Here is a 21,985-nt window from a genome sequence, read left to right as displayed (position 1 = left end):
AGGTCAAAATATAAAAAAAATTAATTATTCCAAAAATATAAATTCAATTCTTTATAAACAACTTATAAATAAATATAGAAAAATTTACATAAAGTCTTGAGCTAAAATTCCAAATTTTCAACATAATTCTAGGTAAAATTTGAATTTCGTTAAATCCAAAATTTTTTGCATATTCATAATAATCTTGAAATTCAGATAATCCTTTAATCTCATCAAGAACAGAAATAAGCTTTTCTTTGTAAGCCCTATAAACAAGCTTATCGGAAATATTCCAGCTAATAATATAAATTTGCTTAAAAGAAATAAAATAATAAAATTGCAAAAAAAATCTTTTATACAAATGTTGATATTCGTTTAAAATGCCTTCTTTTTTCAATAAAGTTTCTATTGTATTAAGAGATAATTTAGCTTTATGCAAAACACTAATAGAAGAGCTCATGCTTCCCATTCTTTGGAAATTAGTATAAAAATAATTATTTACAAAAGAAACCTTAGAGGCTTTTAAAAAAATTTGCATAACAAAAACTATATCTTCAAATACTACATTTTGCTGACGAATATTATTCTTTAAGATCAATTCTCGTCTAATCAATTTATCCCATAACGTTCCAACAACAAAATTTTTCCTTCCAAAAGTCGCATAAACAGTAAAAAACAAATTTTTAAAAGCCTCCTTACCTGTCAATGGGTAATTGGGGAAAGGAAGAAGGGATTTTCTTTTTACATTTATTGCAAGAAAATAAACATAAAATTGAGAACAAACAATATCAGAATTATCTGCCTTTGCCCTATTATATAAAACTTCAAGCATAGTACTCTCTACAGAATCATCACTATCCCAATAAATAACATATTCCCCTTGGGCCTCAGAAAGTCCCTTGTCTCTAGAAGCAGGAAGCCCCATATTTTTTTGACTAAAAATCTTAATAAAGCTATACTTATTAGCATATTTTTCTGCTATCTCTAAACTACTATCATAAGAACCATCGTTAATTAATATAATTTCTTTATCTTTTAATGTTTGATTAACAGCGTCCTTTATCATTGCATCAAGAGTTTCAGCCGAATTAAAAAAACAAATAATAACAGAAACTTTACACTTATGCACAATATCCTCCAAAATAAAAACTGCTAAGTAAAACCGAAGCTAAAGCTAAAACACTTAACAACAAATTCTTTTAATTTTTAGCATAACAATTAAATTGTAATATATAATTAACAAGTTTGTATTGTTTTAAACTTATTTTTAATGAAAATTTTAGCAGAAATTGCTATATTATTAAAAGTAAAAATTTAAAAAACATTAACCTAAATAAGGAGCTTGAATGCTTGAAATAATAAGTCTTGGGGGAGGAGTAATAAATTCAAATCAAATCAACATAGAATTCATTAAAAATTTCAAAAACTTTGTTTTTAAATGGTTACTAGAAAATGAAAAAAGAAAAATCATTTTAATAGTTGGTGGAGGAAAAGTTGCAAGAGAATACCAAGACGCCTATAAAAAAATCAACCCTGATTTTAAAGTTCGTGAGCTTGATGAGATTGGGATAATGTCAACAAGGTTAAATGCAGAATTTCTCTGCAAAGTGATGAATCCCCTTTGTAAAGACAAAATTGTCACCAATCCCTTAAAAAATTTTTCTTTTAAGGGTAAAATATTAATTGCTTCCGGATGGAAATCGGGATTTTCAACGGATTACATTGCTGTAAAATTTGCAGAAAAATTTAATAAAAAAGATGTCATAAATATAACAAATGTAAATCAAGTTTATGATAAAGATCCAAAAAAATTTAAAAACGCAACAGCTTTTAAAAAATTAAATTGGAAACAATTACAAAACATTGTAGGACAAAAGTGGAATCCGGGCTTAAATTTACCTTTTGACCCAATAGCAACAAAGCTCTCTTCAAAACTTGGACTTACTCTTTATATAGTAAACGGAAATAATATTGAAAACTTAGAAAAAGTTTTCAACAAAAATAATGATTTTTTGGGTACTGTTATAGTAAAATAAAAATTAATGCCGGTATGGCGGAATTGGTAGACGCGTCAGACTCAAAATCTGATGAGGGCAACTTCGTGTCGGTTCGACTCCGACTACCGGTATTTTAATTGCTTTTTTAGAAATTTCAAAATTACCGAATGTTACTATGTAATAATTGCTTCTTTTAAAAAAAATTTAATTTCATAAACTATTTATACTAATAAAAATTTATTACTATCCTTTATGGTCAATAAAATTTAACATTATTATAATAGAAATAAAATACACTCTTCAATATGCTATCTTTATTCTAAAACAACATATTGAAAATTATTTTAATTTATAATAAAGCTTTAAAGTCTATAAATTAATTGAAAAATAAAAACTTAAAATATCTTTGAGATTGTTTTCATCAAAGCTTCAGGATTAAAGGGTTTAACAAGCCAACCAGTAGCACCTGCTTTACGTCCCTCATCAACCTTAGATTGCTCAGATTCAGTAGTAAGAACTAGTATAGGAACAAAGCTTCCAAACTCCCTTATCTGCTTAATAACACCAATTCCGTCTAAATTAGGCATGTTGATATCTGTAATAACAAGATCAAAATCTTTATCTCCTTGCCCAACTGCTTCTTTAAACTTTAAAACTCCTTCTAGACCATCCTTTGCCTCTGAGACTCCAAAACCGTTTTGTTCTAAAATATAAGCAACGCTTTGCCTTATTGCCCTATTATCATCAATAACCAAAATTCTTTTTTTCATCTAAGTTTCTCCTAAAACCCTCCCAAAAAGTATATAAAAATTAAAATAAAATTACACTACCCTCATCAAAGGAATGAACATCCTTAGCTTCCTCTATTAAAGATAATAGGTATTTTTTATGAACAAATAAAGTAAATCGATTAGCAATTCTATTAACAAATTCTTTATCTTCAATTTCAACAAATTGAATTCCGACTTTGGATAATTCTAAATTAAGACTAAAGTTTATTTTGCTTTCCATATTACTTAAAAAGTTTTCTATATCTAAAAGAGAATTTTTTAAATTTCTAACATTATAGACTTCTAATTTCATTTCTTCAAATATTTCCATAAATTCAATTGAAAAAACTTCATAAGACAAAATATTATCAATGGCTATGTTCTTAATATCAAGAATATCATTCTTAATTTCTATAAATAATTTTTTAAATTTATTAAAATAATTTTTTTCAAGATAAAATCTATTGTCATAATCTTTAACAACTTTTTCAAGAAAAAAGATTATTTGATCTAGAAATTCTATTCCCTTAGTAATATTAGAATCAATCTCTTTAATAATTTTCGACATTTCTGAAATATTACCCTCCATAGCTTTAAGTTCTGATCTTTTGACAACTTCTATCTTTGACGCTATATTAATATTTTGAAACCTAGCAGAAATAGCTGCAATATTTGAAAACATTAGCTCTAATGATTTTATAAGCTTAACCTGTTCATAATATAAATTCAAAAAATTAGAATTATTTTTCTCAACATCATCAATTCTTCTAAGCAGGTCAGACAAAATGTTAGAAAATTGTTCTATTATTTTAGGAATATCTATGTATAAGGAATTATCAGATCTTAAATCGTTAATAGTTTGAATAGAACTAAGAGAGGCATCAATAAATTTCTCAAAAATAGTATAATTTTTTTCAAGCTTTTCAAGAACATCTTTTACTATAACTTTTGATGTATCAGTAAAAACTGATAAAATTTTTAATTTTTGAATCTCGCTTATATCTCTAAATTTAAAAACATCAATATTAGAATACATAATATTTAAATGTTGTAAAGATTGAGTTAGTCTGTCTTGGAACTGAAGATAAGAAATAGAATTTACAAGTTTAAACTTAAATTCTAATAAAACTTTTAAAATATCATCATAAAGAGCAATAACACTTCCTATTCCATCTGAAAAGGCATCTATTTTTTTCATTAAATTATCTCTAAATTCTTCAAGAATTTTATTTTCAGCTGTATTACTTTCATATACTTGATTTTTAGCCCTATCTAGACCAATTTTAACTTCGCGCCCCTTACTGGTAAGTTGATCTGCCTGTTTAATCATAGATTGGGTTAAAACCTTGATTTCACTAGTAATATAAGAAAAGGCTCCCCCAGCCTTACCAGCCCTCATGGCAACTGTTAATGTATTAATAGACATTATTTCCATATCAAGAGAGCTTTTTTTCATTTTCTCAATCACATCTTCAAGTATTTCTATGTCTTTAACCTTACTCCTTATTACACTAAATTGAGATTCAAGAGAAGTTGTTGAAGAATTGAAGTAAGCAACAAAATCATCTAATGCTCCTATAATCTTAGCTATGAAATTATTCAAAGAAGCATCATTATCAAGATCAAGATTAGAAATCAAGTCAATACTAAAAGATAAATCCTTAGAATCTTTAGAAATTTTTTCTATTAATTTAGGAATTGATTTGCTTAAATTTGAATAAACATGCCTTGCACTCTCATCAAAAACTTCAAGTTTATAAAATAAGGTTGCCAAATAATCATTAGCAAAAAAGTCATTATTGTCATTATCCATTACTAAGATCTCCTCAGAACATGATCAGCTATTTTACTCAAAGGAAGAATTTTGTAAACGGCTCCTATTTTTATAGCTTCCATTGGCATACCAAAAACAACAGACGTTTCTTGATCTTGGGCAATAGTATAAGCGCCATTTTTTTTCATTTCAAGCATACAAATAGCACCGTCATCTCCCATACCTGTAAGAATAACACCAATAGCATTAGAGCCTGCATACATTGCAGCAGACCTAAAAAGTACATTTACAGAAGGCTTATGCCTACTAACAAGGGGCCCATCTAATAAGTTTACAAAATAATTTCCACTACCATATTTTACAATCAAATGATAACTTCCATTAGCAATTATTACAAGACCTGGACGAAGAATGTCTCCATCCTCAGCTTCTTTAATATCAATATTAAACTCATTGTTTAAGTTTTTTGCAAAAGACTTTGTAAATCCCCCCGGCATATGTTGAACAATAATAATTGGAGGAGAATCTTTTTTAAAAGAGCTTAAAAAAATTCTTAAAGCCTCTGTACCACCAGTTGAAGAGCCAACAACAATAATTTTACCAGTTTTATGCTTATTGAGAAGGCCTTGATATTTAATAATAACATCCGGATCATTTTTGGGAGCAAAATTAATAACATCAGAAACTCTATAACTTTTCCTTATACTTGAATCATCTAAGCTATTTCCTCTCAACTCTACTTTAGAATGACTGGAAAAATCGGGTGCAGAAATTCTTTTAACTTCATAAGAAGATATTAATTTATTTTTGCCTAGATTTCTCAACTCAAGCTTTATTAAAGCTAAATATTTGCTACGAAATAAATCAACTGTAAGCTTAAAGTTAAGTTTATTTATTATTAATTTAACCTTTTCTTTACTTTGCTCAAGACATCCAAAATTTGGAAACATTTCATTTTGTGCAATAAATACCACAGGAAGAGATATATTATTAAGAACATTATTTAAAGAATTCCCAAAATTAGATCTCGCCGTATTCTCATCAATAATGACTAAATCTGGAAATTTTTGTAAAAACACATTAATAAGATTCAAAGAATTAAAGCCAGCATTTAATATCTCAACATCATTATCTTTAGAAAAAGCTCTAATAAAAACCTGCTTTATAAGACCTTGAATATCAATTACTAATATCTTCATTATTATATTTTAATCTTTTTAACCTTTAAAACCAAAAATCTGTATTTTCGTTTTTTTATCTTATAAGCTTAGTTATTGCATCTATGTCAACAACCAAAGCCAAACTTCCATCACCAAGTATAGTAGCTCCAGAAACCCCTTCCACTCGAGAATAAATTTTACCCAAAGCTTTTATAACAGTTTGATGTTGCCCTAAAACTTCGTCAACTACAATACCCATTTTCCCGCTATTTGTATTCACAACAACAACTTGCTCACTAAAGCTCTTCTCACTAGAAACCTGAAAAAACTCTCTAAGCCGAATACAACTAATCATGCTACCCCTATAATTCATTACATTGCTTTTAGTCTCAACCCCATCCATTTGAGAAATTAACTTATTAGATTCTAAACAAGACTCAACATTAGAAAGAGGAACAATAAAGTGCTCATCTTTTACTCTGACAAGCCAACCCTCAATAATAGCCAAGGTTAATGGAAAAATTAATTTAGTTCTAGTATATTTGCCAAGCTCGCTTTCAAGTACAACATGTCCTCTTAAAGATTCAACCTGCTTCTTAACAACATCCATACCAATCCCACGACCTGATATATCAGTAACAGAACTTGCGGTTGAAAATCCAGGCTCAAAAATCAAATTATAAACATCAATATTTGATAAAGTTTTGACAGCTGAGTCAGAAATTATATTGCGCTCTATGGCCTTTTTAAGTATTTTATTCTTATCAAGACCTCTCCCATCATCCTCAATAATAACAATAACAGAATCCCCAGATTGACAAGCTGAAAGCTTAATAATTCCTTTAGGATCCTTGCCTAATCTTTCTCTCTCTTCAGGCGATTCAATTCCATGATCTATTGAGTTGCGAATTAAATGAACCAAAGGTTCATTAAGCTTTTCAATAATACTTTTATCAAGAACAGTATCGCCTCCATAAGCATTATAAAGAATTGACTTGCCAAGACTAGTAGATAAATCTTTTACTATCCTTTGAAATTTTACAAACAAAATCTCAATAGGAACTGTTCTAAGCCCTGTTGTATAATCCCTAAGCTCATTAATCAGTAAAGAAAATTCTGCTGATATTGAATTTAAAATATTACTATTTCTGTTTTCGGCCTCTTTTGAAAGCTTTGATTGTATTGTAACAAGCTCTCCAACAAGATTTACCAAATGGTCAAGCTTTTTAGAATCTACTTTAATACTAGCAATATTAACCTTGCTTCTAGCAGTATCATCTTGAACATTGGATCTGTTTTTGTCTCCATTTAAAAAAGATTTTCCAATAAATGTCGATTTTTTAAATGCAGAATTAGCAGAATCTTTGATACTTCTATCCAAGCTCGATAAATTAAAATTTTTAAGTCCTAAATTATAGCCTTTATCTGTCTCTAAACATTTATCTAATTCTTGAATATCAATTTTCGATTGAGAATCTAAAAATATAAAAATATCTGCAATACTCTCTCTGCTCTCTTCTGTATCTAACCTTATCTCCCAATCAACATAAACATTGTCAGGAGAAATAAGCTCTAAATCTGGAATGTTATCTACTTTGGCTCTAACATGGCCACTTCCCAAATCAATTAACTTGTTCAATAGATTTATAGGCTTGTGCCCATGAAACAAAATACCCTTAGCAGGAGAAAAAAGAATTTTATAACTCTTAAATTCAGATCGTAAAGCCTCATCATCAAATTTATTGTCTGAATTTACTTTCAAACACTCTTCTAAAACAGAACTCTTGTCGGGCTTTGAAAAATCATTTTCTAAAGCTTCTTGAAAAGCGCCTTTAACATTAGGAGTCTCAAGAACCCTTTTAATTTCATCTACCAAAAACTGTTTACGCTTATCAAAGTCAATCTCAGAAATTGCTTCATCACCTTCAATAAGCTCCCTAATAAAATCAACTGACATTAAGGTAGTATCGATAGCAGCTTGATTAAAAGCAGCTCTACCATCTTTTATAACATCAAGAACTGTTTCTATTTCATGGACAAGCGATGCTGTAAAATTAAAACCAAACATACCAGAACTTCCCTTTATGGTATGTAAATTTCTAAAAATAGAATTAATAATCTCTTGATCTGAACTTGCCTCAAGATTAAGAAGTGCTTGCTCAATATCTGAAATATTTTCTATTGATTCTTCCTTAAAGGAATTCTTAAATTTATCAATCACATCACTACTATCCATAAGCTTTCCTTAAATTTAAAATCCAACTAAATTAGCTCCCAAATCAAAGCTATCAACATCTTCAATATCTATTAAAAACCCGCCATATATTAATGAACTTAAAACTTCATCGGATGGATACTCAATTTTTACAAATAAATTTTTATTCTTAGCATATTTATTAGATGCATACAAAATTTGTATAAAAGTAATATCTATTTTTTCAACATTCGAAAGGTCAATAGTAAGAGTATCCCCTTCTTTCATTTTTTTAAAAATATGCAACAAATCTTCTTTTACCTTAAAAATACTATTTACTACAAGCTCTCCCTCAGGCCTATAAATCATGACTAAAACTCCTATTGCTGCTGATGCTCGGGATCATATATTGTTGTATTTCTAAATCTAGAAAGCTCTCTAACGTCAAATAAATTTTCTACATCTAAAATAATAATAAACTTATTATTACTCTTGCCAATTCCTGAAATAAATTTTGAATTAAATCCTGATCCAATCTTAGGAGCGTCATCAATACTAAATGGATCTAATTCAAGAACTTCATTGACATAATCTACTAAAATTCCAAGATTAAATTCATCCCCCTCGTAAACTAAAGTCAATATAATAATATTTGAAATATTAACTCCCTTATTTCTCTTTTTTGCATCCTCATCAACAACACGATCATCCATTCCAAATTGTTTTCGAATATCAATTATTGGAACGATCTTACCTCTATTATTTATTATTCCTGCCATATAACTAGGAGTCCTTGGGATTTTTGATATTTTGGTATATTCTAAAACCTCAACAACATATTTAACCTCAATAGCATAAAGCTCGTCCAAACTAAATAAAAGATACTGGCTTAAAGAATCTTGCATATCTGAATCCATGCCCATAAACGCCCCTTTAAATACAATTTAAATCGCAAATAGAATGTTAATATTAAGATTAATATTACCTCATATATTAATAAATACAAATTAAAAACTAATAAAATTTAATTTCTAATAAACAATAAAAGACATGATTTAGCAGAATTCTATCTTATAATTTAGATATAAAGTTTTAGTTTAATTTATATTTCGAATAAAAAAGTTAACAATGCAAAGTAAAAACAAAATTATCAAATTATTAATAATAATTATATTATTTTTCAATGTTGAAAATATTTTCACAAACGAAAAATCTAAAAACAACTCAACTAGTTCAAAAATAGATAGCTTAAAAACAAAAACTAAAATAAAATTTGGCTTTATTATGCCTTATCCTACTGCAATAGAATTTAGCATTAATAACTTTAATATTGGAATAGGAGTAACAATACTAAGCGTCTCGGAATTTTTTCCAAAATCACCAGTAGCATTGCTATTTAAAACATATTTTGACTATATGTTCTTAAATTTAAGAATTAAAAATTCAAATTTTATCTTTTTTCTAGGATCTGGCCTATTTTTTGAAATAGGCAAAATTACAAACTCAAATTTAACAAATGTTTTTTCTGGGATTACCTATAAAATCGGAATGGGTTTGCCCTTAGGAATAACATATGAAGCTTATTATGACGTTATTGAAATTATAATAAAAACAACACCATCAATTTTTATTGGCCAATTACCTAACGGAAATTTAATGTTCCCAATAAAAGGAAACTTCTCTATTGGAATAAAAGGCTCTCTTAAGATATAGTTTCCACTCTTTAGATAAAAAAAATTATTGAACTAAAATTATTTAAAGGCCAAAATATTGCGCTTAGGAGATAACAAAACAATGAGAACAAAAATAATTATTATGTTGATTATTATTTTATTAGCCCCAAGCTTAGGATTTGCTAATTCAAAAGCATCTGCAAGGGGTAAATTTGGAGCAGGAATTATCCTCCCACTACCAATTGCTTTACATATTAATATGGGAAGCTTTGATCTTGACATTGGTCTTTACAGTGGAGTAAATAATTTATTTTTAGATTGGAAAACACTGTTTATAGCATTGGACTATATTTTCTACATATATACATTCCCAGGAACTGCTAATATTTTGGATTTTTCAGTTGGGGCTGGGGGGTATGGAACAATATGGTTTTCAAGATTTGGCGGCAGTAAATCAGGCTCTGGACCAATGAGCATTGGAGCAAGATTGCCTTTGGCTTTAAATCTTGCAGTATTTAGAAAAAAATTTGACATATTTTTACGAATAGCACCGGGGCTTGGAATGAATATTTGGAGCGCTGGCATTGGATTTAGATGGGAAGTATTCGCAGGATTGGGACTAAGATTCTGGTTTACTTAATAATACAATTATTCTTTTTAAAAGAATAATTGTTAAAAAATCAAATCATTCCAAAAAACTTAAACAAAAAATTTAAATATCCAAAGACTTATTTTTATTGTTTTAAAATTCAAAAATAAAATATAATAATAAGATAAAATTTGGGAGACAATGTTGAAAAAAATCTTCATATTACTCATTATGATTGCAAATATATCTACAAATAGCTTTGCAAAAGATTCTTATTTAAATAGAGGTATTGGCTTTGGAGCAAGCATTGGAAATCCAATTATTAACTTAATAATGTCATTTCCTTTCATTGACTTTGAAATAGGCTATGGTGGTAGCAATGGAATAAATTTATCGGGCCTTAAGCTTGAATCAAAACTTTATGATTTTAATTTATTAGCAATAGCAGCATTTGATTTCATTTTTACAATACCTTTGATAAAAAAATTAAATTTAGGGGTTGGAATAGGAGGAAATCTAAGTATATCGTCTCACACATCTAAATTAATAAACATAGAATTAGGATTTGGAATAAGAATTCCACTGGTTATTTTTTACGACATTACAGAAAATTTAGAAATAGGTATAAAGATAGCACCTTCAATAGAATTCATCTCAAATACAAGATCCCTTGCACACCATAAAACCTATTCAGGCATAAAATCAAACTTTACTGGGGGAATATTCGCTAAGTACTATATCTAAATCCACATAGTGATTCATTAAATTTAAAATTTATTGCCAAATACTATGAAAAAATTCACCTCGTTTTGAGTCTAATCTTTCAAAAGAATGGGCACCAAAAAAGTCTCTTTGTGCTTGAATTAGATTAGAAGGCAAATAATTAGTGGAATAAGAATCTAAAAATGAAAGACTGGCATAAAATGCTGGCAAAGGAATCCCAATTTCACTAGCCTTTGAAACTATTCTTCTCAAAGATTTGTGATTATTTTTTAATAAATCCAAAAAATAATCATCAAAAAGCAAATTAATAAGATGGGGATTTTTATCATAAGCTAATTTAATTTTGTCTAAAAAACTGCTACGAATAATACAGCCTTCTCTCCAAACTAAAGAAATTTTACCCAAATTTAAATCCCAACTATAATTTACAGATGCGGTCTTAAGCATCATAAAACCTTGGGCATAAGCTACTATTTTTGAAACCAAAAGAGCATAATAAAGATCTAAAATCCAATCGCTAAGCTCAAACTCAAAAGAAGCAGTATCCATCTTAAGCAAATCACTAGCAATAATCCTTTCGTGTTTTAGCCCCGACATAAATCTTGAAAAAACAGATTCAAGAATTAAATTTACAGGCATGCTAGATTCAAGAGCATCAATAGATGTCCAAACACCAGTACCTTTTTGATTTGCAACATCTAAAATCTTATCAACTAAATATTCATTATTTTCTTTATACCTAAGAATCTTAGAAGTTATTTCTAGCAAATACCCTGAAAGATCGCCTTCATTCCATTTTTCAAAAACTTCAGAAATTTTTGAATTATCTAAATTGAAAGCTTTTTTCATGAAGAAATAAACCTCGCTAATAAGCTGCATATCAGCGTATTCAACCCCATTATGTATCATTTTAACATAGTGTCCAGAACCATTCTCTCCAATATAAGTCGAACAAACATCGTTGTTTTTAGTTTTAGCTGCAATTTTATTTAAAATAGGCTCAAGAATTTCATAAGCTGATTTACTGCCTCCATACATTAGAGCAGGACCAAATCTTGCACCCCTCTCTCCTCCAGAAATTCCAAGCCCTACAAAATAAATGTCCTTGGCAAACAATTCTTTTTCTATTCTCATTGTATTCTTATAATGAGAATTCCCACCATCAATAATTATGTCCGATTTATTCAAAAGGGGTAAAATTTGTTCAACAACCTTTTCTACAGCTAAACTTGTCACCATTAAAATGATTTTTCTTGGGGGTTTTAAGCTTTTAACAAAAGATTCAACATCTTTAAAGCCATTTATCTTTTTATGAGAATTTTGTTTAACAAAAATTTCAGTTTTTTCACTATCTCTATTGTAAACAGAAACATTAAAACCGTTATCAGCAATATTTAGAGCTAAATTGCCGCCCATAACACCAAGACCATAAATTCCTACATCCATTGCATTCTCCTTGATTCTAATTTTCTATTTTAAACAAATTGCTTTATTTATTATTTTTAGATTATGTTATATTATAAAAAAAGTAAAGATTAAATTGAAAAGGAAAATTTACATGAAAAAACAATTTGATACAGAAGTAAATGATTTGCTCTATTTAATCATTCACTCTCTTTACTCCCATAAGGAAATATTCTTAAGAGAATTGATATCAAATGCATCTGATGCCATTGATAAACTCAAGTTTTTAAGCTTGACAAATGAAAAATTCAAAAACATCGCCCTAGAACCAAAAATAGAAATAACATTTGATGATAAAAGTATCCTAATTAAGGATAATGGAATCGGAATGAATGAACAAGACTTAACTAATCATCTTGGTGTAATTGCAAAATCAGGAACTAAAGAATTCATTAACAATTTAAAACAAGATGAAAAAAAATCTGCAAGTCTAATTGGCCAATTTGGAGTTGGATTTTACAGTGCATTCATAGTATCAGAAAAAGTAGAAGTTACATCAAAAAAAGCACTAGAAAGCGATGCTTATATTTGGTTCAGCGATGGGAAAACAGGATATGAAATAGAAAAAGCAAAAAAAGAAGAGTCGGGCACAGAAATAAAGCTTTATCTCAATAAAGAAGGGCTTGAGTATGCTAATAAATGGAAAATTCAAGAAATTATTAAAAAATATTCAAATCACATAAATTATCCCATTTATATAAAATACAGCGAACCTATAATGAAGGACGGGAAACAAGAGGGAATAGAAGAAAAAGAAGAGAAATTAAATGAAACCACTGCTCTTTGGACAAAAAATAAAAGCGAAATTAAAGCAGAAGAATACAATGAATTTTATAAAAATACAACCTTTGATTATGAAAATCCATTGATGCATGTTCATACAAAAGCTGAAGGAAATTTAGAATATACTAATTTATTTTATATCCCAAGTAAAGCTCCTTATGATTTATATTATCCAAACACCAAACCTGGAGTAAAGCTATTTATAAATAGAATCTTTATTACAGACTCTGAAGGTAGTTTGCTTCCAAACTATCTAAGGTTTATAAAAGGAATTATAGACTGCCAAGATTTACCGCTCAATGTAAGTAGAGAAATTTTACAACAAAATAAAATTTTGTCTAAAATAAAATCATCTTCTGTAAAAAAAATACTAAGCGAGCTTGAAAAGCTAAGCAAAAAAAATCCTGAAAAATTTTCAAAGTTTTCTAAAGAATTTGGGAGATGTATTAAAGAAGGTGTTTATTCTGACTTTGAAAACAGAGAAAAGCTTATCTCATTAATAAGATTTAAATCTTCAAGCGTAGATGGATTTGTGTCTTTTAAAGAGTACAAAGAAAGAATGAAGGAAAGCCAAAAAAGCATTTACTATATAACAGGGGGTAAAGAAAATATATTAAAAGAAAATCCAATAGTAAGCGCTTATAAAGAAAAAGGATTTGAAATCCTAATCATGGACGATGAACTTGATGAGGCTATTTTAAATCTAATTCCAGAATACGAAGGATTAAAACTAAAAGCAATAAACAAAAATGAAACTAGCAATGAATTAAAAGATGAAAATTTCAAAAAAATTGAAGAAGAGTTCAAAGATATACTTACAAAAGTAAAAGAAATCCTTAAGGACCACATAAAAGAAGTTAATCTCTCAGCAACATTGATAAAAGAGCCTTCGGCAATAATAGTTGACAGCAATGATCCAACTTACCAAATGCAAAAAATCATGCTATCAATGGGACAAGAAGTAAAAGAAATTAAACCAATACTTGAACTAAACCCTAATAATAAAATAGTCCAAAATTTAAAAAATCTAGAGTCTGAAAAATTAGAAAAAATAAGCATTCTCCTATTCGAAGAGGCTCTGCTAACTTCAGGAATGCCTAGCAAAAATCCAGGAAAATTCATAAACATAATAAACGAATTCCTAGAAAAAGAGTTGTTATGATTAAAAATAAAAGAGAGGGTTTAAAACTCTCTCTTTTTCACTTTCTAACTCGCAATACTAAATCTTTGCCTGCTGTAACAGGCTTTGTTTGAGATATTTTATGTCTAATTTCTTCTGTTAAAACAGTTGACGACGACAAAATATATTCGGACTCATTTTCAAGTCTTCCAAAAGAATATTCTATGCTTGAAACTTCATCAGAATTTGCAATAACAACTGGAGTAATAACGGATTCTGAATGCTCTTTTAAATATTCAAGATCAAGCCTAATAATAACTTCGCCTTGTTTAACATTAATGCCCTCCTCGGCAACTCTTGTAAAACCCCTGCCATTCAAATTAAGAGTATTAATTCCAAAATGAACAAAAATTTCAACGCCCTCTTTGGTTTCAAGGCTAAAGGCATGATTAGTTTTAAAAATTTTGCCTATTTTCCCATCACAAGGCGCTAGCAACTCATTACTTGTTGGAAGAATTGCAATTCCATCACCAACTATCTTTTCAGCAAACGCTTCATCGGGAACCTTATCAATTGACATAACTTTTCCACTAATCGGCGCAATCAAATCCAATGTAGCGGTTTTTTTAAAAAAATCTAAAAACCCCATAACTAATCTCCTATAAATTTATCAAAATAACTTAAAGTCTCTTGCTCAGAATTACTATTTAAAACCTTATTTGCCAATTCTTCTAATTCCATTATTGTATACTTTCTAAGCAAATATTTAATTCTAAGTGTAGCGCTAGGAATCATGCTTAAAGACCTAAATCCAAGACCTACAAGAAGTAAAGCTCCAGCATCATCTCCCCCAAGCTCGCCACAAACAGACACATCAATTCCAGAGCTAATTCCATCGTCAAGAACCTTTTTGATTAATTTCAACACAGCAGGATTATACTTGTCATATAAATTTGATATTTTTTGATTGCCACGATCAACAGCTAAAACATATTGGGTTAAATCATTAGTCCCTATGCTAAAAAATTTCAATTTATTGGCAAGTTTAGAGGAAATTAAAGCTGCAGAAGGAACTTCTATCATACAACCCACTTCTAAGTTTTCATCAAAAGGCAAGCCTCTAGACTTTAAGCTAATTTTTGCATTATTCACAAAATATTCGATCGTTTCAATCTCTTCATATCTAGTAAGCATAGGCACCATTACCCTTATTTTCCCATAATGACTGGCCCTGAAAATAGCATTAAACTGTGCTTGGATCAATTCCTCATATTTCTTATACATCCTAAGTGCTCTAAAGCCTAAAAAGGGATTCTCCTCTTTCTCAAAATTAAGATAGGGAATTTCCTTATCCCCACCAACATCAAGAGTACGAATCGTAACAATCCCCTTTTTTTCCATTGTATCTAAAACTCTCTTATAAGTTTCAAACTGTTCATCTTCTGTTGGAGGTTGTAAAGATTTCATATATAAGAATTCTGTTCTAAAAAGACCTATTCCCTCAACGCCATATTTATTAACATAGGCAATATCAACAGGTGTTCCAATATTTGCCTTTAAAAATACTTTTACACCATCTTTTGTTTCAGCATCTTTATCTTTTAAAGAAAAAAGCTCTTTTTCCATCTCTACTTGGCGCAAAATCTTACCCTTATAAAGATCAAGCTCATCAGAAGAAGGATTTTTAATAACAATAGAAGATATTGCATCAATGACTATTTTATCACCATCCTTTAACGCATCAATATCTAACAAAGTCATAACAAGCGCTGGAAGCCCCATTGTTCTTGCCAAAATAGCAGCATGAGAAGTTTCTCCTCCAACTGCAGTTAAAAACCCTTTAACATAATTTAAGTCAAATTGCATGGTATCAGATGGAGTTAATTCCTCGGTAACAAGAATAATATCTTTATTAATTTCAGAAAAATCGGTTACTTGACCTAAAATGATAGAAATTAATCTATTCCTAATGTCCTTATAATCAGACGCTCTTTCTTTTAAATAAGGATCTTTATAGTCTTCCACGCTTTTAACCAAATTTTCAAACGCTAAATAAATAGAATAAGCAGCGCCATAATTTTCCTTTGTAATAAGCTCAATAACAAGCTCGGAAAGCTCATCGTCTTCAACGATCAACACTTGACCTTCAAAAATACCTTTCTTGTCATCTCCAAATTGAAGCACAGCTTTTCTATCAAGGTCTTTAAGCGCTTCAATTGCTTTTAACTTAGCTTTATTGAATTTTGATATCTCGCTATCAACTTGAGAAAATTCGATTTTTTCTCTACTTACAATTTTATCAAAATTTTTTCTAATACAAAGAACTTCTCCAATGCCTATTCCTTTGGATATTCTTTTACCCGATAAAGTCATAACTTAAATCCTTCTAAAATTCATTCTTTAAAAGATTCGATAAGCTCCGCAAGCTCTGAAGCAGCAATCTCCTCATCCTCACCCTCAGCACATATCAAAAGCTTTTTACCTGATGATAATTCCAAAGTTTGAAGCCTGAATAAGCTTTTACCGCTAACAGACTTTCCATCGGACTCTATTGTTATCTCGCTAGAATATTCTTTAGCTTTTTTTACAAAAGTTGACGCAGGCCTAACATGTAAACCGTTTACAGCCTTAATAATTGCTTCTTTTTTTACCATAAGTACAGAAACCCCTCATTATGAATATTATTTTTTTGATTAACTTTTTACATTATAATACATAAAAATAAATTATATATTCCCTTTATATAAGAAATATAGCATAATAAAGATAGTAATTAAACTTATTCGAACTATTAAAAATTAAAATTCATTAATATATCTAAATAAAAATTCTTTATTAGCTTTAAATTTCTCTCTCCTATATTAAAATTTTTAGAATCTCTTATGTTTTTATCCAACATTTTAAGAGAATTTTCTATCTCAGAAAATGAAAGCGGCAAAGATTTATTTAAAAGTAAAATCTGAAAATCCTTGATGACAATCACCTTATCATCATAAAATATTTTTAACAAAAAATCATTTATAACATCTCTTTTTATGTTTAAAAGAATGCATATAAAGATAATGTTCGCTTCTTCTAAAATATCAAAAGATAAGGTATTGAAAAATACTTTATGATAAAAGCTTCTGTTGCATAGATTCATCATTGGAAATTTAAATTTAGTAACAAGAACAGTACTTCGGTTTGCAATATACTCAGCTCTATTTAAATTGTAAGCACTAAAAACATAAGTTTTTTTGGTTAAAACATTTTTAAACTCAATTTGTGCATCAAGGCTTAATAATAAAGGATAAATATCAAAAATAGTGTTTTTATAATAAAACCCATTTGCAAGGTTAATACTATTTAAATATATTTTATCATTAAATTTTGAAATAAATTCATAAAAAAGACTTGGAATATTTTTCTTACCAATCTTAAGTATCTCGTTGTAAGTAACACAAGGTCCCATCTCAAGAAAATTACCCCTTAAAGATACCTTATTAAATTTTTCAAAATTACCAACAAGAAAAAAATTATCAATAGGCGTTTCCCTATTAAACAAATTAGGATTTTTTTTAAAATCTAGCTCATTATAAATAATATAATTATTTAAATTTTTGTTAAATAAATTAGATAGTATATTAAAATTTTCAGGATAATAAACCTTTACATTAACCATTTTTTCTATACAATTCTTCAGCTTTCAAATAGAGAGATAAAAAAGTATTAACATCCATACAATTACATTTTAATGAATTTCTATAGCCTAAAATATCTGATTTGCTTACAATCTTGTTTTCCAAAAAGTAATAAAACAACAAAATATTAGACTCAAAACAATTGCTGCAAAAATTAAAATCATCTTCTAATAAAATATTTTGCATGTGCTGATAAAAATTTGTTTTCTTAAGTCCTTCAAGAGTAACTACACTACGACCATTTAAAATAAAAGCAGGAATTAAATGAGAATACACAAGTCTAAAATCCAATAAAATTAAAAAAAATCTGTTATTAACAATATACTCTAAACTATTACTCTTGGCAAAAAAAATAGAATCCAAAAGACTTCTAGTGCCCAAAGAAAGACTAATCTTTTTTGAAATACTCTCTCCATTTAGATTGAAATTAATTAATATCAATTTTTACACTCCAACTATTTAAAATTTCTTCAAAATTAAGAGGCGTGCTGCCTGCATTAAAATCAAATATCTGAATCAAAGCAGTCCGAATTGCAGAAACAGAAACGATAAAAAAACTTCTAAAAGAAAAAACAAACTCGCCATCTTCAATAAACTCTAAGCTTAAACAATCTTTAATATCACAATTTACATTAGCACTGCAAAATACATAATCAACTGCTAACCCAAATATTGTACGAATTCTTTTGTTATTTAACTTAAGCTTGGTAAACTTGCCTTGCTCTACAAAAAAACTTACATTAGTAAAAACAGCATTAAGAGAATAAAATTCAAATTTAAGCTCAACAGAACATCCAAGCACGCAATCATTAACATATTCATTAGCTATTTTTTCTTTAAAAATAACAGGATATTCACTTATAAAGCCCGTACTTATCAAAGAAGAAAAATTATCCTTAATGGTTAAAATTGCTTTTTCAATCAAATAAGGATCTTTAAAAAGAAGACTATAAAAATTAGTAAAATCTAATGAACTCCCATCTATCAAAAAATTTATACTGTTATAGGCTAGGCCCAATGTTTTAGCTAAGCTATTTTTCAAATAGTTGCTTAAATTGTTGTCAATAATACTGTAAGGCAAAAATATATTTAATCCATCCTTATATAAGAAAGCAACAACATATTGCTCACCACTTAAAAAATAAGCATTTGAATTCAAATAAGCAAAACCGACTCCCCTGCGACTAGTGTCAAAAATATCATAATTTTTATTAACACTTATAACAGAAGATTTCTTTATTAAAGAATTCTTTAAATCTAATCTTTTAAAAATTTTAAAAAACCTGCTATAATCACCTTTAATCTGTGTAAGCAAATAACCTATTGGCTCACAAGGCATCGCTAAAGCAAGATTATAAAAATTAGAATAAATAAAATTATAAACCGAAGTCTCAAATGCTAAAAGATTGTCATAAAAAAATATGAAATCACTTTTATTTTCAACAAAAAAAATTTCTAAAAACCCATCAAAAAACAAATTTTTAAAAATATTATTAATAAATTTAAAATAAAACTTATATAAAAAATTTAAAGGTCTATTTATTATAATTTCTAAAATAACTTTTGAAAGCTTGTTATCCGCCAATAAACAATTAGAAACTGAAAAAGTTAAATTTAAATTATCTAAAATTCTAAAATGCCTTTTGTAGTAAATAACATTAACCCTTTTATTAATTTTTTTTGAAATTACAATGCCCTGTAAAATTGCATTAAAAGAAACAGGAAAAATAGAACTAGACCAATAATTATTAAGAGAATTGATTGTGATTTTGTCTTTATTCACACTAAAATTTTCACTAATAAAAAATTTTAAAAAAGAAATATTGTCTACATTAGCATCAATAATTAAATTTTCAGAATCAAAAAATATTTTAACCAAAATAAAGTCATCTGGAAAACTATTGTAATCACTAAATTCATAACAAGCATTCAAGGCATTACAATCTCCAGATTCTTTCTTTTCAAATCTAGGGGAATAATTATTACTACCATCACTAATTCTTAAATTAAAAAGAACACTTTTTTCTGCTTTTAGCAAATACTCCAAATTATCTGAATACAAAACCAAGGGAATCTGACCCTCAAAGCTTACTTTATTGTCAAAAAGCTTTAAATTAAATTCATTAGAATCAACAAAATCCCTAAACTTTAAAGTTATATTGTCTTTATAACTGATACTAAAAATTGAACTTAAATGTTCATCTACAAAGCTAAAATCTTCAATAAAAGAATCTTTAACATTACAGCAAACTGGCAAAGCCCAAAATTCATATGCATCAACATTTGTCAAACTCGCAAACTCCAACTAAACAAAAAAATTTAATTAGTAAGAACATAGCATTAAATAAGTAAAAAGGATTGAAAAATAAAACTTCAAAAACAGCTGACCTTACCAACATATGCAACAATCTTAAAGCAACTTAATAAGAAATTCACTTAAAACTAATTTGAAATCAATGCCGCTTGTCAATAAAAATAGCACCTTCGGTGTTTTTTTTATCACTTTTGAGAAATGGACAAACTATGCTAATATTATAAATTATAGATGTTTTCTAAATAAAAACAAGGACCTTATGAATAAAACAAAAAATCAAAGCTTTAAATATTTTATAATGCTTTTATGTATATCATTATTTGGGGCTAATAATACAATAAATTACTCTAGCATTGAAATTCCCTTAGAAGACTTAAGTGAAGAATTTAAAGACACTGGGAATAAAAACGATCAAATAAATACCTCAAAACATTTAAACAAAAAAATAGTTTCTTATAAAGACCCCAAAAAGGGTAAAGAGCTAAAATTGCCAGAAAATATAAGAGACGAAAAATTGTTAAAAAAAAGAATGGATGAAAATGATCTAAAATCTATAATCGAAAATTATGAAAATAAAATTAAAAATATAGAAAAGCTTTTAAAAGCTAAAAATCAAAAAGCATCGTCAAATGAAAATAAAAAAATAGAATCAATCGAAAAAAAAGCAAAAAAATATGAAATTTTAACCAACAAATTAAAAAACGAAATAACAGAAATAAAAAAGCTCCTTAACAAGAGGTCCAAACCTAAAGAAGATGAAAATTATGAAAAAATAAATATTGAAAACATTGATGATGATGATGATGATTTTGAAGAAAATTATGAATATAATGATGAAATTGAAGAAATAAATGAGGACAAGTACCCTTCTAATGAAGGAATAATAAATAGCCTAAAAGAAAACCTTCATGCAAATGAAAAATATTATGCTATTAATGAAAAAAAAATCGATGAACTTGAAGACAGAATTAATGATAATGAAAATACTATTTTAGACTTGCAAAGAGAATTAAGAAATTTTAAAAAAAAAGATAACTCAGATAAAAACTTAGAAGAAATTGAAGAGAACTTATCTTCAATAGGAAGAATAATTAATGACTTAAAAGAAAAAATTAGCGCAAATGAAGCAATAAATAAAGAAAATCAAAAAAAAATAAGAACCGATAAACATAAACTCAAAGAATTAGAAGATAAAATAAAGGAAAATGAAGAGACTATTTTGAAACTTCAAAAAGAATTAAACAATTTTAAAAAAAAAGAAATTTCTCAAAAATCTTCAAACGAAGAGACTTTTATTCCAAGTATTACAAACAAAAATGACGAGCTAGAAGAAAGTAATAAATTAGAAAAGAAATATTTTAAGCCTATAGAAAAAAATGAAAGCGAAGATCTAGAAGAAAAAGCCAAAAACACTAAAAAAACAACTATGATCAAAACAGCAAATTTTCAAGTCTACCCTGACATATACATTAATAACTATAAATTCAAGGAAAAAGGGGATCAATTTGCATTTAAAAAAGAAAACACATACTATATTGAAATAGATCCAACCAATAATTTAAATGAAGCTCTAAAAAATCATGAAATAATCTCAAAATATAAATTTGAAAAATATTTCATTAATCCTACTCTAAAAAATAAAGAAGAATTTTTTAGGAACTTAATAGAAGTTAAAAATATCCATGAACTAGGAATTATGTATAAAAGCCTAAAGCCTAAATTTAAGCAAATAAAAATAATTAAATAAAAATCAAATCTTTTTAAA

General features: G+C 27.9%; 20 protein-coding genes and 1 tRNA gene. 7 read left to right on the top strand and 14 right to left on the bottom strand.

Annotation, left to right across the window (positions count from 1 at the left end):
* Positions 1 to 43: 43 nt before the first annotated feature.
* Positions 44 to 1,120 carry a glycosyltransferase family 2 protein gene (locus BG_RS02840; RefSeq protein ID WP_044007903.1) on the bottom strand — a complete coding sequence of 359 codons (1,077 nt, stop codon included), beginning with the start codon at positions 1,118 to 1,120 and terminating at the stop codon, positions 44 to 46.
* A gap of 205 nt (positions 1,121 to 1,325) precedes the next feature.
* Here BG_RS02840 and pyrH point away from each other — a divergent pair, with 205 nt between their 5' ends.
* Together pyrH and BG_RS02830 are read left to right on the top strand one after the other, a co-directional pair.
* Complete coding sequence (pyrH, locus tag BG_RS02835) at positions 1,326 to 2,015, top strand: UMP kinase (RefSeq protein WP_011193876.1); 690 nt, start codon at positions 1,326 to 1,328, stop codon at positions 2,013 to 2,015.
* Positions 2,016 to 2,023: 8 nt separating this feature from the next.
* Positions 2,024 to 2,107 (top strand) — tRNA-Leu (locus tag BG_RS02830).
* Positions 2,108 to 2,371: 264 nt separating this feature from the next.
* On the opposite strand, the gene BG_RS02825 is transcribed toward BG_RS02830, so the two are convergent.
* From BG_RS02825 to BG_RS02800, 6 genes are read right to left on the bottom strand one after another with little or no spacing between them, the layout of a single operon-like run.
* Complete coding sequence (locus BG_RS02825) at positions 2,372 to 2,746, bottom strand: response regulator (RefSeq protein ID WP_002557158.1); 375 nt, start codon at positions 2,744 to 2,746, stop codon at positions 2,372 to 2,374.
* A gap of 40 nt (positions 2,747 to 2,786) precedes the next feature.
* Positions 2,787 to 4,559 (bottom strand): BB0569 family chemotaxis protein, encoded by a 1,773-nt coding sequence (locus BG_RS02820; protein WP_011193875.1) that lies wholly within the window; start codon positions 4,557 to 4,559, stop codon positions 2,787 to 2,789.
* A gap of 2 nt (positions 4,560 to 4,561) precedes the next feature.
* A complete protein-coding gene (locus tag BG_RS02815) occupies positions 4,562 to 5,719 on the bottom strand; it encodes a CheB methylesterase domain-containing protein (RefSeq protein WP_011193874.1) in 1,158 nt (385 codons plus the stop codon).
* A 55-nt stretch (positions 5,720 to 5,774) separates the two neighbouring features.
* Positions 5,775 to 7,916, bottom strand: coding sequence for a chemotaxis protein CheA (locus BG_RS02810; protein WP_011193873.1), 2,142 nt, complete (start codon positions 7,914 to 7,916; stop codon positions 5,775 to 5,777).
* A 15-nt stretch (positions 7,917 to 7,931) separates the two neighbouring features.
* Positions 7,932 to 8,243 carry an STAS domain-containing protein gene (locus BG_RS02805; RefSeq protein ID WP_004790948.1) on the bottom strand — a complete coding sequence of 104 codons (312 nt, stop codon included), beginning with the start codon at positions 8,241 to 8,243 and terminating at the stop codon, positions 7,932 to 7,934.
* A gap of 11 nt (positions 8,244 to 8,254) precedes the next feature.
* A complete protein-coding gene (locus BG_RS02800) occupies positions 8,255 to 8,797 on the bottom strand; it encodes a chemotaxis protein CheW (RefSeq protein WP_011193872.1) in 543 nt (180 codons plus the stop codon).
* Positions 8,798 to 9,002: 205 nt separating this feature from the next.
* Between BG_RS02800 and BG_RS02795 the strand changes: the two genes are divergently transcribed.
* The 3 genes from BG_RS02795 (at position 9,003) to BG_RS02785 (ending at position 10,880) form a co-directional block, all read left to right on the top strand.
* Positions 9,003 to 9,587 (top strand): BAPKO_0422 family outer member beta-barrel protein, encoded by a 585-nt coding sequence (locus BG_RS02795; RefSeq protein WP_011193871.1) that lies wholly within the window; start codon positions 9,003 to 9,005, stop codon positions 9,585 to 9,587.
* Positions 9,588 to 9,668: 81 nt separating this feature from the next.
* Positions 9,669 to 10,187, top strand: a complete 519-nt coding sequence (locus BG_RS02790; protein WP_011193870.1) for a DUF3996 domain-containing protein — start codon at positions 9,669 to 9,671, stop codon at positions 10,185 to 10,187.
* Positions 10,188 to 10,340: 153 nt separating this feature from the next.
* Complete coding sequence (locus tag BG_RS02785) at positions 10,341 to 10,880, top strand: DUF3996 domain-containing protein (protein WP_011193869.1); 540 nt, start codon at positions 10,341 to 10,343, stop codon at positions 10,878 to 10,880.
* A gap of 30 nt (positions 10,881 to 10,910) precedes the next feature.
* Here BG_RS02785 and gnd read toward each other — a convergent pair whose 3' ends face one another.
* Positions 10,911 to 12,305, bottom strand: coding sequence for a decarboxylating NADP(+)-dependent phosphogluconate dehydrogenase (gene gnd, locus BG_RS02780; protein WP_011193868.1), 1,395 nt, complete (start codon positions 12,303 to 12,305; stop codon positions 10,911 to 10,913).
* A gap of 112 nt (positions 12,306 to 12,417) precedes the next feature.
* Between gnd and htpG the strand changes: the two genes are divergently transcribed.
* Positions 12,418 to 14,268: a molecular chaperone HtpG gene (gene htpG, locus BG_RS02775; RefSeq protein ID WP_011193867.1), complete on the top strand. Its 1,851-nt coding sequence runs from the start codon at positions 12,418 to 12,420 to the stop codon at positions 14,266 to 14,268.
* 37 nt (positions 14,269 to 14,305) lie between these two features.
* Here htpG and crr read toward each other — a convergent pair whose 3' ends face one another.
* From crr to BG_RS02745, 6 genes are all read right to left on the bottom strand, one after another.
* Positions 14,306 to 14,875: a PTS glucose transporter subunit IIA gene (gene crr / locus BG_RS02770; RefSeq protein ID WP_011193866.1), complete on the bottom strand. Its 570-nt coding sequence runs from the start codon at positions 14,873 to 14,875 to the stop codon at positions 14,306 to 14,308.
* A gap of 2 nt (positions 14,876 to 14,877) precedes the next feature.
* Complete coding sequence (ptsP, locus tag BG_RS02765; protein ID WP_011193865.1) at positions 14,878 to 16,599, bottom strand: phosphoenolpyruvate--protein phosphotransferase; 1,722 nt, start codon at positions 16,597 to 16,599, stop codon at positions 14,878 to 14,880.
* A 20-nt stretch (positions 16,600 to 16,619) separates the two neighbouring features.
* On the bottom strand, positions 16,620 to 16,880 hold the full coding sequence (locus tag BG_RS02760; protein WP_002557145.1) for an HPr family phosphocarrier protein: 261 nt from the start codon (positions 16,878 to 16,880) through the stop codon (positions 16,620 to 16,622).
* Positions 16,881 to 17,017: 137 nt separating this feature from the next.
* Positions 17,018 to 17,887: an FAD binding domain-containing protein gene (locus tag BG_RS02755; RefSeq protein ID WP_011193864.1), complete on the bottom strand. Its 870-nt coding sequence runs from the start codon at positions 17,885 to 17,887 to the stop codon at positions 17,018 to 17,020.
* The gene (locus BG_RS02750) at positions 17,880 to 18,347 is read right to left on the bottom strand and encodes a hypothetical protein (RefSeq protein WP_011193863.1); all 468 of its coding nucleotides are present in this window, start codon (positions 18,345 to 18,347) and stop codon (positions 17,880 to 17,882) included. The genes BG_RS02755 and BG_RS02750 overlap by 8 nt, the downstream gene beginning before the upstream one ends.
* Positions 18,334 to 20,196 carry a hypothetical protein gene (locus BG_RS02745; RefSeq protein WP_011193862.1) on the bottom strand — a complete coding sequence of 621 codons (1,863 nt, stop codon included), beginning with the start codon at positions 20,194 to 20,196 and terminating at the stop codon, positions 18,334 to 18,336. The genes BG_RS02750 and BG_RS02745 overlap by 14 nt, the downstream gene beginning before the upstream one ends.
* A 283-nt stretch (positions 20,197 to 20,479) precedes the next feature.
* Here BG_RS02745 and BG_RS02740 point away from each other — a divergent pair, with 283 nt between their 5' ends.
* Positions 20,480 to 21,967 (top strand): coiled-coil domain-containing protein, encoded by a 1,488-nt coding sequence (locus BG_RS02740; RefSeq protein ID WP_011193861.1) that lies wholly within the window; start codon positions 20,480 to 20,482, stop codon positions 21,965 to 21,967.
* Positions 21,968 to 21,985 lie beyond the last annotated feature (18 nt).

The sequence above is a fragment of the Borreliella bavariensis PBi genome, from assembly GCF_000196215.1.
Lineage (GTDB): Bacteria > Spirochaetota > Spirochaetia > Borreliales > Borreliaceae > Borreliella > Borreliella garinii.
The sequence above is the reverse complement of the archived record's forward strand: the minus strand, read 5'-3'. Positions and strand labels throughout refer to the sequence as shown.

Bases quoted from the DNA above. Each gene is read 5' to 3' on its own strand.
- pyrH (WP_011193876.1), top strand. From the start codon at position 1,326: ATGCTTGAAATAATAAGTCTTGGGGGAGGAGTAATAAATTCAAATCAA.
- BG_RS02825 (WP_002557158.1), bottom strand. From the start codon at position 2,746: ATGAAAAAAAGAATTTTGGTTATTGATGATAATAGGGCAATAAGGCAA.
- BG_RS02820 (WP_011193875.1), bottom strand. From the start codon at position 4,559: ATGGATAATGACAATAATGACTTTTTTGCTAATGATTATTTGGCAACC.
- BG_RS02815 (WP_011193874.1), bottom strand. From the start codon at position 5,719: ATGAAGATATTAGTAATTGATATTCAAGGTCTTATAAAGCAGGTTTTT.
- BG_RS02810 (WP_011193873.1), bottom strand. From the start codon at position 7,916: ATGGATAGTAGTGATGTGATTGATAAATTTAAGAATTCCTTTAAGGAA.
- BG_RS02805 (WP_004790948.1), bottom strand. From the start codon at position 8,243: ATGATTTATAGGCCTGAGGGAGAGCTTGTAGTAAATAGTATTTTTAAG.
- BG_RS02800 (WP_011193872.1), bottom strand. From the start codon at position 8,797: ATGGGCATGGATTCAGATATGCAAGATTCTTTAAGCCAGTATCTTTTA.
- BG_RS02795 (WP_011193871.1), top strand. From the start codon at position 9,003: ATGCAAAGTAAAAACAAAATTATCAAATTATTAATAATAATTATATTA.
- BG_RS02790 (WP_011193870.1), top strand. From the start codon at position 9,669: ATGAGAACAAAAATAATTATTATGTTGATTATTATTTTATTAGCCCCA.
- gnd (WP_011193868.1), bottom strand. From the start codon at position 12,305: ATGGATGTAGGAATTTATGGTCTTGGTGTTATGGGCGGCAATTTAGCT.
- htpG (WP_011193867.1), top strand. From the start codon at position 12,418: ATGAAAAAACAATTTGATACAGAAGTAAATGATTTGCTCTATTTAATC.
- crr (WP_011193866.1), bottom strand. From the start codon at position 14,875: ATGGGGTTTTTAGATTTTTTTAAAAAAACCGCTACATTGGATTTGATT.
- ptsP (WP_011193865.1), bottom strand. From the start codon at position 16,599: ATGACTTTATCGGGTAAAAGAATATCCAAAGGAATAGGCATTGGAGAA.
- BG_RS02760 (WP_002557145.1), bottom strand. From the start codon at position 16,880: ATGGTAAAAAAAGAAGCAATTATTAAGGCTGTAAACGGTTTACATGTT.
- BG_RS02755 (WP_011193864.1), bottom strand. From the start codon at position 17,887: ATGGTTAATGTAAAGGTTTATTATCCTGAAAATTTTAATATACTATCT.
- BG_RS02740 (WP_011193861.1), top strand. From the start codon at position 20,480: ATGAATAAAACAAAAAATCAAAGCTTTAAATATTTTATAATGCTTTTA.